At 43.2% G+C, this 18,722-nt stretch carries 17 protein-coding genes and 1 other RNA gene; 13 read left to right on the plus strand and 5 right to left on the minus strand.

What is annotated here, in order from left to right; all coding sequences use genetic code 11:
- Positions 1 to 76: 76 nt before the first annotated feature.
- The 13 genes from gap (at position 77) to ACYQ03_RS04380 (ending at position 14,269) form a co-directional block, all read left to right on the plus strand.
- Positions 77 to 1,123, plus strand: coding sequence for a type I glyceraldehyde-3-phosphate dehydrogenase (gene gap, locus ACYQ03_RS04320; RefSeq protein WP_459907906.1), 1,047 nt, complete (start codon positions 77 to 79; stop codon positions 1,121 to 1,123).
- Between the two features lie 3 nt (positions 1,124 to 1,126).
- On the plus strand, positions 1,127 to 2,308 hold the full coding sequence (locus tag ACYQ03_RS04325; protein WP_459907908.1) for a phosphoglycerate kinase: 1,182 nt from the start codon (positions 1,127 to 1,129) through the stop codon (positions 2,306 to 2,308).
- Between the two features lie 119 nt (positions 2,309 to 2,427).
- Positions 2,428 to 3,180, plus strand: coding sequence for a triose-phosphate isomerase (gene tpiA, locus ACYQ03_RS04330; RefSeq protein WP_459907910.1), 753 nt, complete (start codon positions 2,428 to 2,430; stop codon positions 3,178 to 3,180).
- A gap of 36 nt (positions 3,181 to 3,216) precedes the next feature.
- Complete coding sequence (gene gpmI / locus ACYQ03_RS04335; protein ID WP_459907911.1) at positions 3,217 to 4,767, plus strand: 2,3-bisphosphoglycerate-independent phosphoglycerate mutase; 1,551 nt, start codon at positions 3,217 to 3,219, stop codon at positions 4,765 to 4,767.
- A gap of 228 nt (positions 4,768 to 4,995) precedes the next feature.
- Complete coding sequence (gene eno, locus ACYQ03_RS04340; protein WP_459907913.1) at positions 4,996 to 6,282, plus strand: phosphopyruvate hydratase; 1,287 nt, start codon at positions 4,996 to 4,998, stop codon at positions 6,280 to 6,282.
- Positions 6,283 to 6,456: 174 nt separating this feature from the next.
- Positions 6,457 to 6,687, plus strand: a complete 231-nt coding sequence (secG, locus tag ACYQ03_RS04345; protein WP_459907915.1) for a preprotein translocase subunit SecG — start codon at positions 6,457 to 6,459, stop codon at positions 6,685 to 6,687.
- A 53-nt stretch (positions 6,688 to 6,740) separates the two neighbouring features.
- On the plus strand, positions 6,741 to 8,834 hold the full coding sequence (locus ACYQ03_RS04350; RefSeq protein ID WP_459908743.1) for a sodium-translocating pyrophosphatase: 2,094 nt from the start codon (positions 6,741 to 6,743) through the stop codon (positions 8,832 to 8,834).
- A gap of 200 nt (positions 8,835 to 9,034) precedes the next feature.
- Entirely contained in the window at positions 9,035 to 9,526 is a 492-nt protein-coding gene (locus ACYQ03_RS04355) for a PaaI family thioesterase (RefSeq protein ID WP_459908745.1), read from the plus strand.
- A 312-nt stretch (positions 9,527 to 9,838) separates the two neighbouring features.
- The gene (gene smpB, locus ACYQ03_RS04360) at positions 9,839 to 10,324 is read left to right on the plus strand and encodes an SsrA-binding protein SmpB (RefSeq protein WP_459907917.1); all 486 of its coding nucleotides are present in this window, start codon (positions 9,839 to 9,841) and stop codon (positions 10,322 to 10,324) included.
- A gap of 46 nt (positions 10,325 to 10,370) precedes the next feature.
- Positions 10,371 to 10,720: a transfer-messenger RNA gene (gene ssrA / locus ACYQ03_RS04365) on the plus strand.
- A gap of 548 nt (positions 10,721 to 11,268) precedes the next feature.
- The gene (locus ACYQ03_RS04370; RefSeq protein WP_459907919.1) at positions 11,269 to 11,553 is read left to right on the plus strand and encodes a Nif11-like leader peptide family RiPP precursor; all 285 of its coding nucleotides are present in this window, start codon (positions 11,269 to 11,271) and stop codon (positions 11,551 to 11,553) included.
- 98 nt (positions 11,554 to 11,651) lie between these two features.
- Positions 11,652 to 13,175 (plus strand): radical SAM family RiPP maturation amino acid epimerase, encoded by a 1,524-nt coding sequence (locus ACYQ03_RS04375; RefSeq protein ID WP_459907921.1) that lies wholly within the window; start codon positions 11,652 to 11,654, stop codon positions 13,173 to 13,175.
- Positions 13,172 to 14,269, plus strand: coding sequence for a hypothetical protein (locus ACYQ03_RS04380; protein WP_459907923.1), 1,098 nt, complete (start codon positions 13,172 to 13,174; stop codon positions 14,267 to 14,269). The genes ACYQ03_RS04375 and ACYQ03_RS04380 overlap by 4 nt, the downstream gene beginning before the upstream one ends.
- A 186-nt stretch (positions 14,270 to 14,455) precedes the next feature.
- Here ACYQ03_RS04380 and ACYQ03_RS04385 read toward each other — a convergent pair whose 3' ends face one another.
- The 5 genes from ACYQ03_RS04385 to ACYQ03_RS04405 form a co-directional block, all read right to left on the minus strand.
- The gene (locus tag ACYQ03_RS04385; protein WP_459907924.1) at positions 14,456 to 15,691 is read right to left on the minus strand and encodes an ABC transporter permease; all 1,236 of its coding nucleotides are present in this window, start codon (positions 15,689 to 15,691) and stop codon (positions 14,456 to 14,458) included.
- On the minus strand, positions 15,672 to 16,358 hold the full coding sequence (locus tag ACYQ03_RS04390) for an ABC transporter ATP-binding protein (RefSeq protein ID WP_459907925.1): 687 nt from the start codon (positions 16,356 to 16,358) through the stop codon (positions 15,672 to 15,674). The genes ACYQ03_RS04385 and ACYQ03_RS04390 overlap by 20 nt, the downstream gene beginning before the upstream one ends.
- Before the next feature lie 241 nt (positions 16,359 to 16,599).
- On the minus strand, positions 16,600 to 17,007 hold the full coding sequence (locus tag ACYQ03_RS04395; RefSeq protein WP_459907927.1) for a PaaI family thioesterase: 408 nt from the start codon (positions 17,005 to 17,007) through the stop codon (positions 16,600 to 16,602).
- Between the two features lie 48 nt (positions 17,008 to 17,055).
- Positions 17,056 to 17,829 (minus strand): ABC transporter ATP-binding protein, encoded by a 774-nt coding sequence (locus ACYQ03_RS04400; RefSeq protein WP_459907929.1) that lies wholly within the window; start codon positions 17,827 to 17,829, stop codon positions 17,056 to 17,058.
- Positions 17,830 to 17,831: 2 nt separating this feature from the next.
- Positions 17,832 to 18,713 (minus strand): ABC transporter permease, encoded by an 882-nt coding sequence (locus tag ACYQ03_RS04405; RefSeq protein ID WP_459907930.1) that lies wholly within the window; start codon positions 18,711 to 18,713, stop codon positions 17,832 to 17,834.
- Positions 18,714 to 18,722: the final 9 nt, after the last annotated feature.

Below are 18,722 nucleotides of genomic sequence, written 5' to 3' on the forward strand. Positions count from 1 at the left end.
TTCTTAAATGAGACATACAATTTAATAGGAGCACAATGTATTGTGACATAATAAATTTTAAGGAGTGTGTTTACAAATGGCACCTATTAAAGTAGGTATCAACGGATTTGGTCGTATTGGAAGAAATGTGCTGCGTTGCGCCATCGAGCGTGGCGAGTTTGAGGTAGCATTGGTTAATCATAAGTCCCGCCGCTTAGACTTTAAAGCTATTAACGATTTAACCTATGCCCAGACTTTGGCACACCTCTTAAAGTATGACTCAGTGCACGGTATATTAAATGCAGATGTATCCGCCACTGAAGACAGTATTATGGTTAATGGTAAGGAAATAAAAGTAGTGGCCGAAGGTGATCCTGCTAAACTGCCCTGGAAAGAACTTGGTGTGGATATTGTAATTGAATCCACCGGTCGCTTCACCAAGGGTCCCGATGCTGCTAAACACCTAGAAGCAGGGGCAAAGAAGGTAATTATTTCGGCACCTGGTAAAGAAGTGGATGGCACCTTTGTCATGGGTGTAAATGACGATCAATATGATCCTGCTAAACACCACATTATCTCCAATGCTTCCTGTACCACCAACTGTTTAGCTCCGGTGGCTAAAGTTATCAATGATAACTTTAAAATCATCAAAGGTTTAATGACCACTGTCCACTCATATACCAATGACCAGCAAATTCTTGATCTACCCCACAAGGATCTACGTCGGGCTAGAGCCGCCGGGATGTCTATCATTCCCACCACAACTGGTGCCGCCAAGGCAGTTGCTCTAGTACTGCCAGAGCTGAAGGGCAAGCTAAATGGTTTTGCCATGCGGGTTCCTACCCCCAACGTATCCGTTGTGGATTTGGTGGTTGAATTAGAAAAAACCACAACCGCTGAAGAAATTAACGCTACCTTAAAGGCCGCAGCTGAAGGCCATTTGAAAGGTATTCTGGAATTTAACCCACTGCCGTTGGTATCCAAAGACTTCAATGGTAACCCCAATTCTTCCATCGTAGATGGTCTATCCACCATGGTGATGGATGGCAATATGGCTAAGGTTATTGCTTGGTATGACAACGAATGGGGTTATTCCAACAGAGTACTTGACTTAGCATTGCTGATAGCTGAAAAGGGGCTGTAAACCATGCAAAAAAAGTCCGTTAAGGACGTTGACGTTAGAGGTAAAAGGGTCTTCGTACGGGTGGATTTTAACGTACCCTTGTCCGGCGAGAAAATTACCGATGATACCCGTATCCAAAAGGCTTTACCTACCATTCAATATTTGATGGAACAGGGAGCCAGGGTTATCCTAGCCTCCCACTTGGGTCGTCCCAAGGGAGAAGTTGTGGAAAAGTATCGTTTGACCCCCGTGGCTAAACGATTGTCTGAACTTCTGGGCAAAGAAGTTGTCAAAGTCAATGATTCTGTGGGAACAGAACCCCAGCAGGCTATTGCCAGGATGAATGAGGGTGATGTACTGTTGCTGGAGAATGTTCGTTTCCACGGTGAAGAAACAAAAAATGATGAGAAGTATGCTAGACAGCTTGCTGAGCTGGCTGATCTTTTTGTGAATGATGCCTTCGGGGCCGCACACCGGGCCCATGCTTCCACCGCAGGGATTGCTGAGTACCTGCCGGCAGTGGCTGGTTTCCTTATGGAAAAGGAATTAGCAAACCTAGGAAAAGCAGTTTCAAATCCCGAGCGTCCCTTTGTAGCCATCATTGGTGGTGCCAAGGTTTCTGATAAGATTGGTGTGATTGATAATTTATTAGGTAAAGTTGACACCTTGATTATCGGCGGTGGCATGGCCAATACCTTCTTGAAGGCCCAGGGATATAACGTTGGTAAATCCCTGATAGAACCGGATAAAGTTGACCTTGCCAAGGAATTGTTGGAACGGGCGAAGACCCAAAGGGTGGAGCTGTTGCTACCCAACGATGCCGTGGTTGCCCTAGCCATGGAACCCACCAGTCAACAGAAGGTAGTTTCAGTGACTGAAGTTCCAGAGGATTGGATGATCCTAGATATTGGTCCGGCTAGTGCAGAAAATTATGCGACTGCGGTCCGAGGTGCGGCTACCGTAGTTTGGAATGGTCCCATGGGTGTCTTTGAAATGGATGCCTTCGCCAAGGGCACCGAAGCTGTAGCCAAAGCTTTAGCTGAATCTAAGGCCACCACCATTGTGGGTGGCGGAGATTCTGTGGCTGCTGTTAACAAAGTTGGAGTTGCCGATAAAATTAGTCATATTTCCACTGGCGGTGGAGCTTCTCTGGAATTTTTAGAAGGAAAAATTTTACCAGGTGTTGCAGCCCTGCAGGATAAATAGAGAATATGGCGAAAAACATTATTTAATATAATGGACTACCACAAAGAAGTGAGAAGGGAAGTAAGGGTTTGATACCCACTTCTAACTTCTCACTTCTCGTATTTCAAGGAGGAATTGTTTTGAGACAAACTATTATCGCTGGAAATTGGAAAATGCATAAAACTATAGCGGAAGCGGTAAGCTTTGTGGAGGAACTAAAACAAAGGAATCTTGGCACCGAGGTAGAGGTTGTGGTCTGTCCGACCTTTACTGCTTTGGCATCGGTGGCTGAAGTCTTAAAGGGGAGTAATATTGCTCTAGGTGCCCAAAATATGCATTGGGAAACCCAAGGTGCCTTTACTGGAGAGATATCCCCGGCTATGTTAAAGGAACTGGGGGTTAAATACGTTATTTTAGGTCACTCCGAAAGACGGCAGTTCTTTGGGGAAACCGATCAGGGTGTCAACCGCAAGGTGAAGGCAGCTTTGGAGTTTGGTTTGGTGCCCATTGTCTGTGTGGGGGAGACCTTGGAGCAACGGGAAGCTGGTACCACAGAGGCAATTGTTTCCCAACAAACTCAGGGCGCTTTAGAAGGCCTGTCTGCGGAGCAGGTAGCAGGTCTCGTCATTGCCTACGAACCGGTCTGGGCCATTGGTACCGGTAGGACCGCTTCTGATGAAGATGCCCAGCAGGTCAATCAAACCATACGCAAAGTGATAGCCCAAATGTTTGGTGGAGCTGTGGCCGAGGCTATTCGTATTCAATATGGTGGCAGCGTAAAGCCCAGCAATGCCCGGGGGTTGATGTCCCAACCAGATATTGATGGAGGTCTGGTGGGCGGTGCCAGTCTGAAGGTAGAGGACTTTGCAGGAATTATAGAGAATTGCAGCTAATTTAAACTGTGATGAGGTTTTAGGAGGTTCCAAGTATTGAGTCAACAAAAACATCCCCTAGCCTTAGTTATCCTGGACGGCTGGGGGTTAAGTAAGGATGAAAACGGTAATGCCATAGCCCAGGCCAAAACGCCCAATATTAAGAATTATTTAGCCAATTATCCCCATACAAAACTGGCCTGTTCCGGGGAGGCTGTGGGTCTGCCAGAGGGTCAAATGGGCAATTCCGAAGTGGGTCACTTAAATATCGGTGCCGGGCGGGTGGTTTACCAGGAACTAACCCGCATCACTAAATCCATTAAAGACGGGGATTTTTTTCAAAACCCAGAGCTTGTAAAGGCCATGCAGTTGGTCAAGGAAAAAGGCTCGGCCCTTCATATAATGGGGCTGCTTTCCGATGGCGGTGTACATAGCCACATTAAGCATATTTTTGCAACACTGAAAATGGCAGCCCAACAGGGCTTATCCAGAGTCTATTTTCATGCCTTTTTAGATGGTCGGGATGTTCCACCCTCCAGTGCCAAACTTTATATGAGGGCACTACTCACCAAGATGAAGGAAGAAGGAGTGGGGCAGGTGGCAACGGTCAGTGGTCGTTACTATGCCATGGATCGAGACCGCCGCTGGGAGCGTACGGAACTGGCCTATAGGGCCATGGTTTATGCTGAAGGATTGCAGGCCAACTCCCCGCTGGAAGCCATTGACGTGGCCTATGAGCGTGGCGAAACCGATGAGTTTGTAAAACCTACCCTAGTTACCGATGATAGTAAACAACCCCTGGCCAAGGTAGCCGATGGAGATGCGCTGATCTTTATTAATTTCCGGCCGGACCGGGCTAGACAAATTACCCGGGCCTTTGTGGATGAAGAGTTCACTGGTTTTGACCGAGGACCTGGCCAGCCCAAGGTACATTTTGTCTGCATGACTGTATATGATAAGACCATTGAGGCGGCGGTGGCATTCCCGCCCCATCAGTTGGTTAATACCTTAGGTCAGTGGTTGAGTAATCAGGGCCAGAAGCAATTAAGGCTGGCTGAGACAGAAAAATACGCCCATGTCACCTTTTTCTTTAATGGTGGAGTAGAGGCTCCCAATCCCAATGAGGAGAGGGTGCTGATCCCATCACCCAAGGTAGCCACCTATGATTTAAAACCAGAGATGTCTGCCTACGAGGTTACAGAGGCCTTTATCGATAACATTAGTAAAGAGACCTTTGATGTTTTTATTACCAACTATGCCAACCCAGATATGGTGGGACATACCGGGGACCTGGAAGCAGCTAAAATAGCTATTGAAACGGTGGATAAGTGTATGGGGAAGGTGATAGCTGCCATACTAGAGAAGGACGGCACGATAATTGTCACCGCTGACCACGGCAACGCCGAAAAAATGCAAGATGAAAAAGGCGGCCCGCATACCGCCCACACCACCGAACCGGTACCCTTCCTATTAATCGGAAGCCGCTACCAAAATGTCAAGCTCAGGGATGATGGCAGCCTCGCCGACATAGCACCCACCATGCTAGAGATCCTAGGCCTACCTGTACCGGCAGAAATGACAGGCAAAAGCCTGTTGCTTGAGGAATAAAGGCTTGAGGGATAGAACTTTGGGGTCTAGCTGTTAGTCGTTAGCCATTAGCTTTTAGCTCTTGGCTTATAGCTAAGCTTACGGTCGGCAAGGCTGCCTAGGTGCCTGGCACGGTAGAATGGCCGGTCTATTTCTAAGGTATCTATATCTAAAAGCTAAAAGCTTAGTGCAAAGTCTACAATTATAAATAGCCATAGATATAAAAAAAGTCTAGGAGGGAATACAAACATGACGATAATCAGCGATGTTTTCGCACGGGAGATTCTGGACTCCCGGGGTAATCCTACTTTGGAAGCAGAAGTATGGTTAGAAGATGGTACCGTGGGTAGGGCTGCTGTGCCTTCCGGTGCATCCACCGGTGCCTATGAAGCAGTTGAATTAAGGGATGGCGATAAAGGCCGTTTCCTGGGTAAAGGTGTTATTAAGGCTGTGGAGAATGTTAATGAAATTATTGGCCCTGAACTGATTGGTTTGGATGTCACAGACCAGATTGGTATTGACAAGCTAATGATTGAACTGGACGGTACTCCAAACAAAGGAAAACTGGGTGCCAATGCTATCCTAGGTGTTTCCTTAGCCGTGGCCAAGGCCGCAGCCAACTACTATGGGCTACCTTTATATCAGTACATTGGTGGCGTTAATGCCAAGGAACTACCAGTGCCCATGATGAATATTCTTAACGGCGGTGCCCATGCTGATAACAATGTGGATATTCAAGAGTTTATGGTTCTCCCTGTAGGTGCTGAAAGTTTCTCCGAAGGACTGCGGATGGGGGCGGAAATCTTCCATAACCTGAAGTCTGTGCTTAAGGCCCGGGGTTTAAACACCGCTGTGGGTGACGAAGGTGGTTTTGCCCCCAACCTAAAGAGTAACGAAGAGGCTTTGGCCGTGATCATCGAAGCCATAGAAAAGGCTGGCTATAAACCTGGGGAAGATGTATACTTAGGTTTGGACGTTGCGGCCACGGAAATGTACAAGGATGGTAAATATGTACTGGCCGGTGAAGGTGTAACCTATACAGCCGATGAAATGATTGCCTTTTATCAGAAGTGGGTGGATAAATACCCCATTATCACCATTGAGGATGGTCTGGCCGAAGATGACTGGGAAGGTTGGGCTAAACTGACCGACGCCCTAGGCAAAAAAATTCAATTGGTAGGGGACGACCTGTTTGTCACCAATACTGAGCGTCTGTCCAAGGGAATTAAGGCTGGCGTAGCTAACTCCATCCTGATCAAGGTCAACCAAATTGGAACCCTGACAGAAACCCTAGATGCCATTGAAATGGCCAAGCGTGCTGGCTATACCGCTGTGGTATCCCACCGTTCTGGTGAAACCGATGATACCACCATTGCCGACTTATCCGTAGCCACCAACGCTGGACAAATTAAGACTGGTGCACCCTCCAGAACCGATCGGGTAGCCAAATATAATCAATTACTGCGTATCGAGGAAGAGCTTGGCAATGTATCTCGTTACCGTGGTAAAGGAGTTTTTTATAATCTGCAGGATTAAGGGATTGTTAAATTAATCACAAAACTCATGAAAATAGGAGCCAGGGAGAGTTAGAAGAAGCCTTGGCTACCTATTTTTACATGTATAAAGATTGTCACTTATTTCACGTTGTGCTATAATACAGAAGTATACAAGTCCTTTTTTTACATATAACCAATAAAAGGAGGTGGAGTTTTGTTAAAAGGTGTAGTGACTGCCATTCACGTACTAATTGCACTATCATTAATAGCTACGATTCTACTGCAGTCAGGTAAGAGTGCCGGGTTGTCCGGCTCGATTGCTGGCGGGGCTGAGACACTGTTTGGGGGAAAAGCTAAAGGTCTAGATGAAAAACTCGGCAGGCTCACAGCCTTTATCGCTATTGCCTTTGCAATTACTTCGATGGTATTAGTGGTATGGAAGTAGGTCCTAAGTAATTAATATCGGGACGAGGAGGGTAACTTCAAGTGGAAACTAATATGACGCTTGCTTATTATGCAGCGGGTGCCGGAGTGTTGGCTTTGTTATTTGCTTTTTATACACTGTCCAGCATTTTAAAAGAAGATATGGGTACCCCTAAAATGCGCGAAATTTCTGAAGCTATTCACGAAGGTGCGATGGCTTTCTTAAACCGTCAGTACAAGACATTAATTCCCTTTGCTATTATCATTTTTGTACTTCTTTGGGCTGCACAATATTTTGTAGAAGGTGGCGGCAGTGCACACATGCCTGTGGGACCTGCTTCTGCAATCTCCTTCTTAGTTGGTGCTGCGCTGTCAGCCGTAGCAGGTTACATCGGCATGACCTCCACCACCAAATCTAACGCCCGTACCGCTGAGGCTGCTCGCAGCCACGGTCTGGCTAAAGCGTTAAACGTATCTTTCCGTGCTGGTGCTGTTATGGGTCTGTCCGTTGCTGGTTTAGGTCTGCTGGGCGTATCCTCACTGTTTATAGTGTTTGGTCAACCCACCATTATCAACTCCTTCGCATTCGGTGCTTCTGCTATCGCGTTCTTCGCCCGTGTTGGCGGTGGTATCTATACCAAAGCTGCTGACGTAGGTGCTGACCTGGTAGGTAAAGTAGAAGCTGGTATTCCTGAAGATGATCCACGTAACCCTGCCGTTATCGCCGACAACGTTGGTGACAACGTAGGTGACACTGCTGGTATGGGTGCTGACTTATTCGAATCCTATGCTGCAACCACCATCGCTGCTATGTTAATTGGTAACACTCTGTTTGGTTTTGCCGGTGTTATCTTCCCATTGTTGGTAGGTGCTGTGGGTATTGTTGCTGCTATTATCGGTACCTTCTTCGTTCGTACTTCCGAAAATGGCAACCCTCAAGCTGCTTTGAACGTAGGTCTCTGGGTAACTAACATCTTAACCGCTATTGGCGTTTTCTTTGTAGCTAGGGTTACCTTTGTTGGGGAAACTGCTGATATTTCAACTGGTATTTTCATGGCTGTTGTAGCTGGTTTGATTGTTAACGTAGCCGTTGGTTACTTAACTGAAATATATACTGGAACTGGTAAAGCTTCCGTAAACCGTATTGCTGAGGCTTCCAAGTCTGGTCCTGCTACCAACGTTATCCACGGTCTGGCTGTAGGTATGGAATCCACTTTCTTACCTATGCTGGTATTTGCAGGTGCTATTTATTTCTCCTTCTGGGCTGTAGGTTCTGCTGCTCCTGCTGATAAAGCTGAAGCTTGGGCCATCTATGGTATTGCTATGGCTGCTATGGGTATGTTATCCTCTGCTGGTTTCGTAGTCGCTATGGACTCCTTCGGTCCTGTTGCTGACAACGCCGGTGGTATTGCTGAAATGGCTGAACTTCCTCCGGAAGTTCGTGTTAAGACTGACAAACTAGATGCAGTTGGTAACACAACCGCTGCTATTGCTAAGGGCTTCGCAATTGGTTCCGCTGCATTGACAGCTATGGCTCTGTTTAGTGCATATGTTGAATCTATCACTCATAAGTTTGGTGCTCAACTGCCTGATGGCAAGTTTATCGTTAACTTAACTGAACCTATGGTTCTGGTTGGTTTATTCATTGGTGGTTCCATACCTTTCTTAGTAGGTGCTCAAACCATGCGTGCTGTTGGTGAGGCTGCCTACGGAATGGTTGAAGAAGTTCGTCGTCAATTCCGTGAAATCCCTGGTCTGCTGGAAGGCAAGCCCGGTGTAAAAGCTGACTACGCTCGTTGCGTTGACATCGCTACTAGCTCTGCTATTTCCAAAATGATCGCTCCTGGTCTTGTTGCAGTATCCGGTCCTGTACTGGTTGGTTTTATCCTTGGTGCAAAAGCTCTTGCTGGTTTCTTAGGTGGCTTAACTGTAACTGGTGTTCTGATGGCTCTGTTCCTGTCTAACGCCGGCGGCGCTTGGGACAACGCTAAGAAATGGATCGAGCAAGGTAACCTGGGTGGTAAGAAATCCGATCCACACAAAGCAGCCGTTGTTGGTGACACTGTAGGTGACCCCTGCAAAGATACCTCCGGTCCTGCTATGAACCCACTGATCAAGGTTGCTGGTACAATCTCCCTAATCCTTGGTCCCCTTCTTACCAAACTGTAAGATTAAATTAAACCCCAAAAATTGCCGGCCCTTCAGGCCGGCAATTTTTTATTTTTGCGACACCGGGGACGGTTCTCGCTGTCGCATTATTCATTGTCTTATGCGACAGCGAGAACCGTCCCCGGTGTCGCATTTGCTATCGCAAGCTTGCCAGTTATCAATTTATTTAGTAAAATATTACAGGAAGGAAAATGATGGGGGTGAAGCATTTGTTAGATTATAAGGAATTATATGGTAGTCCACAATGGCAAGAAATTAACAAGTGTTTTTGTTGCGGTCCCAACAACCCCATTGGGTTAAAGTTAACAATTAAACATAAAGGTGATATTACCTACACCACCTTTACTCCAAAAACTGAGCATTCTGGATGGTTAAACATGATGCATGGTGGTCTTTTGGCCACAATTATGGATGAGGTTATGGGCCACTGGCTTTGGAGTAGAGGTAACCCAGCAATGACCGTAGAAATGACAACACGCTATTTAAAACCAGTACCCATTGGGGAACCTCTTGTGGTAACTGCCAGACAACAGGTTGATAGAGGTAGATTAGCTACTATGGAAGCAGAAATTACAATGGCTGATGGTACACAGGTAGCCAGAGCTACGGCAAAATTTATCAAGACGGAAAAGGGACTTCAAATCGAATCGGGAAAAGGAACAGTAAGTACTGAAGAAAAGCCTGAAGAATAAAACATTTATTGGCACAGTGTTTTCTTTGAATTTATTTAAAAACACTTGACCTACAATTATGTTGATAATCTTTGCTAGTGGTGGCAATTGAGAGCAAGTTTATACCTGCGCTGAGATAGTTTTAACCCAGAAAATTTTTGGGGTTAAATACTGAACCATGTAGGTTGCAGCCGATCAACGAGTCTAAAATTGAAGTATGGCTTGACATAAAAGTTTAGTTTGCTATAATATAAATACTTGCTTATAACATTTGTTTGCAAAAGCCCGAGTCTCAGATGAGTACCTGGGCTTTAACTGTCAGAGGTGTTTTTTATGGCTACCAAAGGAACCGCCGAAAAGGGTTTTAAAACTGTTACCGATAATCGCCGTGCCCGGCATGAGTATCACATCTTAGAAACCTATGAAGCTGGTATAGCTTTATCAGGTACTGAGGTGAAATCACTGCGGGCTGGCAGGGCTAATCTGCAAGACAGCTTTGCCCGAGTTGAAAATGGCGAGATGATGCTTTATAATTTACACATCAGCCCATATGAACAAGGTAATCGTTTTAATCATGAACCTAAAAGAACTCGTAGACTTCTGATGCACAAGCAAGAGACTTTACGTTTATATGGTAAGGTTAGAGAAAAGGGACTTGCATTAATTCCTTTGAAAGTGTACTTTAACCCTAGAGGTAAAGTAAAAGTACAACTAGGTTTGGCTCAAGGTAAAAAGTCTTATGACAAACGTCATGACATTGCTGCACGAGACGCTAAACGGGACATGGACCGTGCAATGCGTGAACGGCAGAAAATGTAAGACAAACTGAATAGCTTTACGTTAGCAAAGCATTCTCTTATAATCAGGGGGCGAAATGGCTTCGACGGGGGATGCGATGGCAAGAGGAGCGAGCCGGGATCTCACCAGCCCGTTAAACGGTGAACACTAATAATTGCTAACGAAGAATACGCTTTAGCAGCTTAATTGCTGTCTAACCCTCTACCTGCTACGCCCGTTGTGCAGGATAGGGGGTCATTATAACGGGACGCTCTATAGCCTGATGTTCGGAGGGCTATAGCTAAGACTACCGGACTAGCAACCGAGGAGGCTGTCTATGGCCGCCAAGGGAGCGAAATCTAAAGCATAGTCTACGCTCGTAGAGCCTGTTGTGGTTGCTCTTTCGGACGGTGGGTTCAACTCCCCCCGCCTCCACCATACATACAGGAAAATAAACGTTACTGAGCCGTTGATTTTACAATAAGTCATTCGAACACCCCAAAATACTTATGGTAAGGGGTGTTCTTTTTTGGTTGGAGGGATTTACTTGACTAAAGCCGCAGCGGGTGATGTTAAGAACCAACTTAATAAGCTTACCCAGTGTTAAGTTTGTTTGACAAACCAAAGAAGATTAGGAGAATATAGTTTACATTACTACAAAATTTGCCGCCCTTTCCGTGGGCGGCATTTTATTTTGAACAAAGAATTTGATTATCAGAGAGGTTCCATTTTTTATTTATTTTAGAAATCGACATATTTCTTGTAAATAATTATGATTCTAGAGATATAATATTTGAAACTTAGGACAGATAGGTGTTTGTTTGTGAGATTAGTATCAGAAAATTATAAATACATAGAAGAAGTTTATATCGCACGTATCTAGTTTCTAATCGTTTTCAGCAGTATAGGGATATAACATGAGAGCAAGTGATAAAACAAAATGAATGTAGTGAAGTCGATAAATAACTGGAGAGGAGATTATGTAAATGAGTGTAGAAGATTTAAAAGCCTTTGGTAAAAAAGTTTGGGAGAATCCTGATCTGAAGGAGAAAGCCAAGCAGATAGGTATTGATAACTTGGAGGGGATCATTGGTCTAGCAAAGGAAAACGGGTTTTCTATAAGCATAGAAGATTTTGAAATTCTTGCCAAGGATTTTCAAAGTACTGATGAGCTGAGTAATGATGATTTGGAGAAGGTGGCAGGCGGAAATGCAGCAGCCGCTGCCGCAGTAGGTGCGGTAGCTGTGGCAGCCGGAGCCCATTGGGTATAGTTTTTAATTGATTTGTGTTGTAGATTAAAATTATAGTTAAACATCTTTAAAATTATCGACTTCATTAATTTTATGTTTATCTTAGAAGGAGCTATACCATGAATAATGATGAACATACGTATAGTTATCAGAGTGTCTTGGACGCATTTACTCAGGACGAGTTATTTTGCATATCTCAAGTAAAAAGATTTTTTGAGTGCTATGAAGGAGATGTCGACTTTAGATCAAGCGTTAATTCTGGGCAGATTAACGATGAACAACAAAGGCGTATGAAACAAATCGGGATCGATTTTCATCTCCGGGAGATGGCTTTGGTCTGGGAGAAGCCTGAAATACTTAATGAGTACATTTCCCGAAAGCGCGGCAGTGAACATTCAGATATTCTTATAGAACATGCTGAATTGTTACGTAATTACCCACTTCTGGAGCTCTGGGTAAGATTTAACCTACGCCAAAGAATGAGGATCAAAGAAGTATGTACACAACGTCAACTTCCCGATTTGAAAAACACCATGTTTGAAAATTGGCGTAAAAGGCGTATCGCTTCTGCCCAAAGTGAATTAGGAGATTATAACCATTATATTGATCATCCCACCCTAGCCTTAGAATTATCTGAAGGCTGCAGCGTCCAATGCTGGTTTTGTTCATTCAGTGCTAAGAAGCTACAAAAAATATTGGATTATAATGAAAATAAAGATTTTTTCCGGGGCATTGCCCAGGTGTGCACCGATATTTTAGGTAATAATGCCGCAGGCAGGGCCTTGCTCTATTATGCTTCAGAACCTTATGATAATCCACATTACATAGACTACATGAGGGATTATGCAAATATTACAGGATCATTTGTCTGTACATCAACAGCAGTCTGTACAAATAAAAAATGGATTGATGATCTACTGGCCTTTTATCGGCCATACAATTTGCCATGGCCCAGATTAAGTGTTTTATCAACTAGTGTGTTGCATAAAATTCATGATCAGCATTCACCATATGAATTAAGGGATGTTTCTATGCTGATGCAGATGAAAGATAGCGAGCGGCCCAAAGTGCCGGGAGGACGGATTTTTGAACAAAAAGGTGATATGCGCCAATGTAACAATATAAATGATTTACGGGTTGGCATACCTCAAGGATCCATTGCCTGCGTTACCGGTTTTTTAATTAATCTAGTTAGAAAGGATATCAAGCTGGTCAGTCCTTGCTTTACCTCAGAGAAGTGGCCCTATGGCTATCGTATATTTGATCAGGCTTCCTTTAATACGGTTGATGATTTTCACAGTACCATACTGGATATGATCGATCGTAATATGCCCAAAACACCTCCGGCACATATGCCGCTTCGACTACGAGATGATCTTGTTTGTAGAATATCGGGAAGAGGATTTGATTTAGCTTCCCCCAATCAAATCCATCACTTTCAAAACAAAAGTGTTTTTAAAGCTCTAGGTGAGCTTTTAGTAAATCCAACTGTTAGCTATCAAGATGCATTTGACATTTTAGTGGATAAGTATGGGCAAAATCCTTTTGAGGTTCAAGCAGTACTAAAACATATGTTTACTAATGGTTTTTTTGATGAAGTGAACTTAAACCCTAACATTGCAATAGAGGAATACCAATTATGAATTCTGAGTGCACAGAAGACAGTTTAAAAGAAGATTTAGATATAATATGCAAAGATATGCCTGCTGAACTCTTAGATCGGGAAGGCTATTTGAGGCTGTCTGCTATCACATCATTGCTTCCTTTTGAACTATCAAACTTTTGGATCTTGGAGTGTCTGTTAAATAGAGATGAGCCTCTGTCTGATGTTTCGTTTGAGATTAGTAACAATACTTTAGGTCAGAAAATCCTTGCTGGCGATAGTCCTTCCTGTCTTGATGACCTGTGCTTAAATCATAATGTTTGGAAGGAACTCAGGGCTTTTACAAGACAATGGGCTCAGGAGTCGAACATATTAAATAAGCACATCCGCAACCTTTGGCTGGAATTTGATACAGAGTGTCTAGCCACGCACGAATTTGCAAAAAATCTTATCGGAAATCCTTCTATTTTTCTGGGCTTCCGCAGTAATGAATTATCGAATTCTGAACGGGCCGAAATATTGCATCGTTCATCTGATTTGCTGCACATTCCTGATTTTTTGATAGAAGACATTCTATCTTTTATGAACAATATACCGTCTACAGGCCAGTTATTTCAATTGGGCTCAATGCTGGGTAGGCCAAGCAGAGATACGCGGGTCTGTGTGAATCAACTGCATCCCGAGGTCATTCCTTTCTGGCTGTCTGAGATTGGCTGGAGTGGGGACAACTTGGCATTGTCAGAATTCCTAAACAGGCTGACTCCATTATTAAGGGATTTTGCTATTGATTTAAATCTGACCAAAGATGGACCATCTAGAAAAATTGGAATCGAGTGCTATATGGACTGGGATAATGATAGTCCTGGGAAATTGGAAGTATTGTTGGATTTTATTCAGGAATTTATATGGTGTAGTCCCAATAAACGCAAAGGGTTGCTCCAGTACTCAGGTTCAGTTCCCCTACCTGCAATACGTAAAAAAGCACCTGATGGTGCCCTGTATTCAGCCTTATTCAAAAGAATTAATCATATCAAATTGGTCTTAGACGGTAGACGTATTACTGATGCGAAAGTATACCTAGCCATCTACAGGCCAAGTTTACTGTTTTTCAATAATTGGTTTATTATCCAATAATATGCAAAAATTCTTTAAAGGGAAATTCATGCTCATCTTTAAAGTTCCAATGGCAGGATGGCGGCGAAGAGACTGAAGAAAGCATCTGCTGAACAAATAATTATCAATCTAAAAAGCTTACTTAAACGCAGGCGAGAACTAGCAAAAAGATAAGGTGACGGGTGTTGAATAACACCCGTCACTACATTATTCATGTCTCAAAGACTCAATAGGGTTGACCCTTGTTGCTTTAAGAGCGGGGAGGATGCCAAAGATAATGCCAATTAGCAGTGAAAAAACTAGACTATATTCTAATACCCTAAGGGGAATTTCTATGGCTAGGTAAGGTATTTTCCAGTTGATCAATTTTATACAGAGGTTGGCCATAAGTAAGCCCAGGATATTGCCTAGAAAACTTAACACTATCGATTCCGTAAGGAATTGAGCTAATATGTGGATATTACGTGCACCCACTGACTTTCTAAGACCAATCTCCCGAATACGCTGCTGAACACTAAGCAGCATGACATTAACTATACCAATGCCCCCGGTAATCAGGGATATGCCGGTTATACAGGTGGCCAAGCCGCCCAGCATAAGCATTATTTGGTTGATTAGAGAAATCAACTCATCAGGTTTGATTGTAATGAAATCAGATGAATTATGAGCCTTGGCGATTATGCCATGGATAGCCTTTTCTGCAATCACCATTTCTTCAAGGGAGGTGGCCTTGAAAAATAATAAGGAGGCATGGTCAATATTTGTTAACCTTTGAAATGTTGCTACCGGAATATAAACCCGATCATTATAGTTCAAACCAATAGCTGCTTTTGAAGTCATTACTCCGATGATCTCAAATTCTTCCCCAAGTAAAGCAAGTTTATTTCCTACGGCTGGGGAATCACCAAAAAGATCTTCCTTAACCTTTTGACCTAGTACCATCACATTTTTTTTATGCTTCATATCTTCTTGGCTAAAAAAATGGCCCTCTATGGGAAAATAGTTAAAGGTGTTAGTATAGGCTGGGGTTGTCCCCGTTAAAATAACATCGGAAGTGGCCTTTGTTTTGCCTGAAAAAGAAACCCTAGCAAAGGTTTCGTACTGCGGTGCTCCTGTTTCAACAGAGCTAACATTTTGTAAAACTGCTTCAACATCTTTAGTGTTTAGTGTACTATTGATTCCCTTATAGGAGTTTATGCCGGACAGGCCGCCTTCTAAAATGGATTGTTTAGCATTTAGCATTTTTCCCGGGGCAACAATAATTTGCTGCGTACCAAGTCCTTGCTCAATATGTTTAATTAAACTGGAGTTAAAACTATAGATAAGAGAAATAAAAGTAACTATAGAGGCCACGCTAATGGATATGCCCAGGATGCATAAGAGGGAACGAGATTTATTGGCCATGATACTTTTTAGACTGATTTTAATTGTTTTTATGATCAAAGGAAAGAAACCTCCCCTGGAATTTATCCATTGTTATAATACGCTGGGCATGGTGGGCAACCTTTTGATCATGGGTAACCATTATAATCGAAGTACCTGTGTGGTTTAAATTATCAAATATTTTTAATACTTCTTCGGTTGAATGGGAGTCTAAATTACCAGTAGGCTCATCAGCCAGTAGTATAGAAGGTTTACCCACGATGGCCCGGGCAATAGCAACTTTTTGTCTCTGGCCTCCAGATAGTTGAGTGGGATAAGAATTTACTTTCGCTAGTAAACCCACCTGCTCCAGAGCTGAAAACACTCTATTCTTGCGTTCTCGGGCTGAGATATTGGCATATAATAAAGGTAATTCCACATTACTATAAATCGAGTCCCGGGGGAGTAACCAGAAATTTTGAAAGACAAAACCAATATTTTGATTGCGGAATTTAGCTAGTTGGCCAGAATTATACTTGACTAGGTCCTGGCCCCGAAATAAATACGCTCCTGATGTTGGTGTATCCAGACACCCAAGAATATTCAAGAGAGTAGTTTTTCCAGAGCCTGAAGAACCCATTATAGAGATGTATTCATTTTCTTTGACCGATAAATTAATATTTATTAAAACTTGATTTTGTTTAAAGGCATCTTTATAAACCTTATTTATATTAATTAACTCAATCACCGGTACAAAATCACCTTCTTTGGGGGCTAGTTGTTAAATGATATCAATTAAGACTAATTATACAATATTTGGTTAACAAAAACGAAGTGTCGCACATTACTTTTAGTGCTAGCGACACTTCGTTTTTACATTCCAAAGATTGTCGGGAACGACCTCCGTGTCGTTCCCGACGGTATATCTACACAACAATGATTTAACATTGTGTAACTACCTTTTTTTACAAGGGTTGCGAACAATTCCTTTACTCAAATTCGATTGGCTTATCTTTTTTGTAACCCATCAGCGTTAATCTTGCAATTAGTTCATGTTTCTCATTAAACACATCAACATTATAATTGGCGATTTTGGAGGAGGATGAAACCTCTTTAGCTTCAGCCATAAGGATTTTCCCACTGGAGGCTTTAAAATAAGATATATTGGCATTAATGCCTACAGTCACTTGACCGTAAGAATTGGCTGCAGCTGCAAAGGCCAAGTCAGCCAGAGTAAATATAGCTCCACCCTGGATAATATCAACCCCATTTAGGTGGTTTTCAGTGACTACCATCTTGGTTACAGCATAGCCAGGTTCCACTTTTTCTAGGGTAATACCGTTATAGGCGGCAAATCTATCCCTTTGGAAAAATTTTTTTAATTTATCCTCATTCATAACAATACCATCCTAACCTTTGGAGTTATTCAACAATGGGCACCATACTTAATTGCCGCATTCGATGCTGATTTCATTAAATACTTCTAATAGCTTACTGATGCCTATTTTTTGCTTTTCTTCAGCCGTTGCGTCGATGACAATACCACCTTCATGCATCATCAGGATTCTATCTCCATAACTGACAGCAAATTTGAGGTTATGGGTGACCATAAGGGTGGTGATCCCTTTGGATTTAACAATATGATCCGTAAGCTCCATGATGTTTTCTGAGGTTTTCGGGTCCAATGCAGCGGTATGCTCATCCAGGATGAGCAGATCAATGGGGGTCATGGTTGAGGTTAAGAGTGCTAGGGCCTGTCTCTGTCCGCCGGATAGGGCACCCACTGGAACATTAATTTTATCTTCCAGACCAAGTTTTAGCTGCTCTAATAGTGATTTGTAGTAGTCTGTCCGTTTTTTGTTTACCCCTGCGGATAGTCCAAAGCTTTTGCCCTTGTTATCAGCCAGGGACATATTTTCAAGGATAGTCATATTAGGGCAAGTACCTTTGGCTGGATCTTGAAAAACCCGACCAATAAACTCAGCCCGCTGATGTTCCTTGATTTTGGTGATATCCTTATTTCGCAGCAGGATATTGCCACCGTCTATATCGATGCTGCCGCAAATAATATTAAGCATGCTGGATTTACCGGAGCCGTTACTACCCACTATGGAGATAAACTGACCTTCTGCAACTGTGAGGTTAAAGCCAGAAAATAGAGTAGTTTCGTTTATTGAGCCTTTGTTATAGGTTTTATGTATCTGATTAAGGGTGAGCAATTTTATTCCTCCCGAGCTTTAAGTACTTTTCCATTGGCGATCAGTGCAATTAGGAATAATACCGCTGTGATAAGACGGATATCGGCATTATCAAAGCCCACCTCAAAGGCCATGGCAATACAGGCTTTGTAAATAATAGAGCCACCTAGGACCATGGTGGTAGCCTTAAGAAATTTCATTGGTTTAAATACATTTAAACCGATAATAACTGCTGCCAGTCCCATAACGATTGTTCCTGTACCCATGGATATATCAAAGAGCTTTTGCTGTTGGCAGACCACCGAGCCTGACAGGGCAACAAAGGCGTTGGAGATGGCAAGACCAATAATTTTAACAGTGCCATAATCCTTAGCCAGAGAAGTTACAAACTGTTTGTTGTCCCCCGTGGCCCGTAGTAGGAAGCCGGACTTTGTGTTAAGGTACCAATCCAAGGCCAACTTCATCAGAAGGGCAACTATAAATACGATAATTAGGACCAAGAAACCTGATAGAGCTGGGGGAAGAAGCTTTGCAATGCCACTATTGAAAATAGTATCACTATCAAAAATAGGGATGTTGGCTTTTTTTCCTGCTATGCGGTAATTTACGGAATAAAGTGCTGTCATTAAGAGAATACCTGATAAAAGGTCTGTGACCTTTAACTTTACATGGATAATGCCGGTCATTAGACCGGCCAAAATACCTGCTATAAAGGATACAACCAGTGCAAGCCAAGGGTTTACCCCAACTGTAAGTAAAACGGCAGTAACGGCAGCCCCTAAAGGGAAACTGCCGTCAACCGTAAGGTCCGGAAAATTTAATATTTTATAGCTGATATATACACCCAAGGCCATGATGCCGTAAATAAAGCCCTGTTCTAAAACACCTAGAAAAATTTCAAACATATTTTATGC

It is taken from the genome of Desulfotomaculum defluvii (assembly GCF_054657375.1).

Coding starts and splice junctions, on each gene's coding strand:
- gap (WP_459907906.1), top strand. CDS start 77: ATGGCACCTATTAAAGTAGGTATCAACGGATTTGGTCGTATTGGAAGA.
- ACYQ03_RS04325 (WP_459907908.1), top strand. CDS start 1,127: ATGCAAAAAAAGTCCGTTAAGGACGTTGACGTTAGAGGTAAAAGGGTC.
- eno (WP_459907913.1), top strand. CDS start 4,996: ATGACGATAATCAGCGATGTTTTCGCACGGGAGATTCTGGACTCCCGG.
- ACYQ03_RS04350 (WP_459908743.1), top strand. CDS start 6,741: ATGACGCTTGCTTATTATGCAGCGGGTGCCGGAGTGTTGGCTTTGTTA.
- smpB (WP_459907917.1), top strand. CDS start 9,839: ATGGCTACCAAAGGAACCGCCGAAAAGGGTTTTAAAACTGTTACCGAT.
- ACYQ03_RS04370 (WP_459907919.1), top strand. CDS start 11,269: ATGAGTGTAGAAGATTTAAAAGCCTTTGGTAAAAAAGTTTGGGAGAAT.
- ACYQ03_RS04375 (WP_459907921.1), top strand. CDS start 11,652: ATGAATAATGATGAACATACGTATAGTTATCAGAGTGTCTTGGACGCA.
- ACYQ03_RS04380 (WP_459907923.1), top strand. CDS start 13,172: ATGAATTCTGAGTGCACAGAAGACAGTTTAAAAGAAGATTTAGATATA.
- ACYQ03_RS04395 (WP_459907927.1), bottom strand. CDS start 17,007: ATGAATGAGGATAAATTAAAAAAATTTTTCCAAAGGGATAGATTTGCC.
- ACYQ03_RS04405 (WP_459907930.1), bottom strand. CDS start 18,713: ATGTTTGAAATTTTTCTAGGTGTTTTAGAACAGGGCTTTATTTACGGC.